Genomic DNA, 1,846 nt, shown 5'->3' on the forward strand with positions numbered 1-1,846 from the left:
TCTGCCAGTCCTGCGGGCTGGTGGTTGACCGTGACCTGAACGCCGCGGTCAACCTGCGTACCCTCGTCGCCGGCAGTGCGTCGGAGACGGAAAACGCCCGTGGAGGCGACCGTAAGACCGCGCTCGCGCGGCAGGTGCCCGGGAAACGGGAACCCGGCACCGCGCGGGCGGGTCAGACCGGGAGCGCTGTCCCACCAAGGACGGCTGCGAGGCAGAGGCTTACTCATCCTTCATGACTCGCAACGGCACGATGGATGTGACGCTGCGCCTTGTCGATGGCACGGCGGATGAGCTGCGGTCGCTGCGGTCATGGCTGACCGCGGAAGACGAGTTACGGGGCCGGGTGGCGGCGGTGGAGAACGGGCCGGAAACCGGCCGGCTGGGACCTACGCTGACCGGTCTGCTGGTGGATCTGGCCCCGGGCGCCGCTCCGGTGCTGGCCGCGACGGTGATGGCGTGGATCCGCAGCCGGCGTGGCGATATCGACATGACCGCGGAACGTGACGGCGACCGGACGACGATCTCCGTGTCCGCCCGGCGGGTGCGGGGACTGGACGCCGACGCGGTCCGCGCCGAGATCATCCACCTTGCCCATGCCCTGGAGCCCAGCCCGCAGCCGGACGGGGCACCCGCCGACAGTGCTCCAATCGCGGACCGGCCGGATCTGTCGGCCCGGTGAGGGGGCTGGCCAGTCCCGGTACCCGAGTTCTCCTGGTCGGGACGGGAAAACACCAACCCGGTCCGCGGCTGCCGGACGTTCCCGCCGTCACCGCGACGGTAGCGGCTCTGGCGCGCGCTCTGGTGGAGCGCTGCGGCGTACCCGAGACCGGGGTGCAGACCCTCGTTCGTCGACGTGTGCCGGCTCGGGTACAGAAAAACAGGTACGCGCCGCTTGCCTCGGACGATCAATGGGAACGGACCGCGGTCTCGCGTCAGGGCCTGTCAAAAATGTCATGTGTGCCGACCCGCAGCCAGACGATGTGTGCCTCGCCATCCTTCTCCGACTCGCCATAACGGAACAGGGCGCGACCATCGCCTGCCCACGTCATCTCAAAGACCCCAGGCTCTCCGCGGAACCCCTTGATCCGGAGGCTCTTGCGGAAACCGACCCCGGCTTGGAGGTCCTCGACAAACAGGTCACGCGCCCGGAGGAACCGCTCCCGCTGGGCATAGGTGAGCCGTCGGTAGTCAGCCCAAAAGCGATCGAGCGCATCGAAGGTGGGCACACCGAACATGATAGATGTCCGGTATATACCTCATGCCGTGCGACGCAGCGTCTCCCCATCATCAGCGGTGATCTGTCGCGCGTATACGTCGAACTCCTCGACCGACCCGAACGACAGGACGTATCCCGCAGCAAGATCCGCATCCGCCTCCGCGAGTACTCTGTCAAGCCACTCCGGAGGATCAACAAGCTCGACATCGCGGAAGGCTGCCGGCAGCTCGGGTTCGTCCACGGCGGGCCTCCTCGTTACCGGACTCACCTTGAACGATACCGCGCCCCAGGAGCAGCATGGAACGTGACTGCAATCCGGGTCGCCGTCACGCTTGTCGTCAAGATCGAGAAGAGTAGACTGCCTAAAGTCATAATAGCTGGTCAGAAGGGGTTCACCGTCAGGGAACCGGGGTCCGGTCGCGCACGGCTGGCCCGAAGACGACTACGCCACCCTGATCGTCGCCGCGCACCACCAACTACACGCCCCGATCATCCTGTGCTGGGACAACCTCAACACCCACCGCAGCGCCGCGATGCGTGCGTTCCTCACCCGCTACACCAGCTGGCTGACCGTGGTCCGCCTGCCCGCCTACGCCCCCGACCTCAATCCCGCCGAGGAGTCTGGGCCCA

4 protein-coding genes and 1 pseudogene are annotated in these 1,846 nt (G+C 67.0%); 3 read left to right on the plus strand and 2 right to left on the minus strand.

From position 1 onward, the window contains the following. Both MJ797_RS26610 and MJ797_RS26615 read left to right on the plus strand, forming a co-directional pair. A pseudogene (locus tag MJ797_RS26610) lies at positions 1-236 on the plus strand (IS607 family element RNA-guided endonuclease TnpB); the annotation flags it as partial. Then, positions 233-679, plus strand: coding sequence for a hypothetical protein (locus MJ797_RS26615; RefSeq protein WP_239342484.1), 447 nt, complete (start codon positions 233-235; stop codon positions 677-679). The pseudogene MJ797_RS26610 and the gene MJ797_RS26615, both read left to right, overlap by 4 nt. A gap of 253 nt (positions 680-932) precedes the next feature. Here MJ797_RS26615 and MJ797_RS26620 read toward each other — a convergent pair whose 3' ends face one another. Next, complete coding sequence (locus MJ797_RS26620) at positions 933-1,235, minus strand: hypothetical protein (protein ID WP_239342486.1); 303 nt, start codon at positions 1,233-1,235, stop codon at positions 933-935. Positions 1,236-1,256: 21 nt separating this feature from the next. After that, positions 1,257-1,457 (minus strand): hypothetical protein, encoded by a 201-nt coding sequence (locus MJ797_RS26625; protein WP_239342487.1) that lies wholly within the window; start codon positions 1,455-1,457, stop codon positions 1,257-1,259. Between the two features lie 214 nt (positions 1,458-1,671). Between MJ797_RS26625 and MJ797_RS27720 the strand changes: the two genes are divergently transcribed. Then, positions 1,672-1,846, plus strand: a 175-nt coding sequence (locus tag MJ797_RS27720) for a transposase (RefSeq protein ID WP_374583037.1), incomplete at its 3' end; no start/stop codon positions are given.

The organism is Protofrankia sp. CiP3, from assembly GCF_917627345.1.
Classification (GTDB): domain Bacteria; phylum Actinomycetota; class Actinomycetes; order Frankiales; family Frankiaceae; genus Protofrankia.

What these genes read in the sequence shown, in the direction of transcription:
- MJ797_RS26615 (WP_239342484.1), top strand. Translation starts at nt 233, where the DNA reads ATGACTCGCAACGGCACGATGGATGTGACGCTGCGCCTTGTCGATGGC.
- MJ797_RS26620 (WP_239342486.1), bottom strand. Translation starts at nt 1,235, where the DNA reads ATGTTCGGTGTGCCCACCTTCGATGCGCTCGATCGCTTTTGGGCTGAC.